This is a genomic window from Psychrobacter sp. 16-MNA-CIBAN-0192, from assembly GCF_040309565.1.
In the GTDB taxonomy this organism is placed as follows: Bacteria; Pseudomonadota; Gammaproteobacteria; order Pseudomonadales; family Moraxellaceae; genus Psychrobacter.
This window is the reverse complement of record NZ_JBEOOX010000057.1, coordinates 1-377: the sequence shown is the minus strand read 5'-3', so window position 1 is coordinate 377 and position 377 is coordinate 1. Positions and strand designations below refer to the sequence as shown.

Here is a 377-nt window from a genome sequence, read left to right as displayed (position 1 = left end):
CAGTAAGCCCGTCGGTACACAAGGAACGATAAAGTCAAAGACTTGAAAAGGTGTCTTCTTATATTTACGGGCGAAGAACCACATACCGAGCATCACGCCGATGAAACCACCGTGGAATGACATACCGCCTTCCCAAACCTTGAGAAGGTACGCCGGATTTTGCAACAGCTCGCCGAACTGATAAAACAACACATAACCGATCCGACCACCTAAAATGACACCAAGCGCGCCATAAAAGACCAAATCAGAGACCATATCGGTGGTCCAACTGTCGCGTTTGGTACTGCGATACCATGCTAGACCGAACGCCGCGGCAAAGGCCAATAAATACATCAGTCCGTACCAGTGTACTTCTACCGGACCCAAGGACAGCGCGA

The 377-nt window shown here is 49.9% G+C and carries 1 protein-coding gene; it reads right to left on the bottom strand.

The window, feature by feature from the left end; genetic code table 11:
- Positions 1-377: prolipoprotein diacylglyceryl transferase (gene lgt / locus AAEY78_RS12340; RefSeq protein WP_352339635.1), on the bottom strand; the 377-nt coding region annotated here is incomplete at both ends.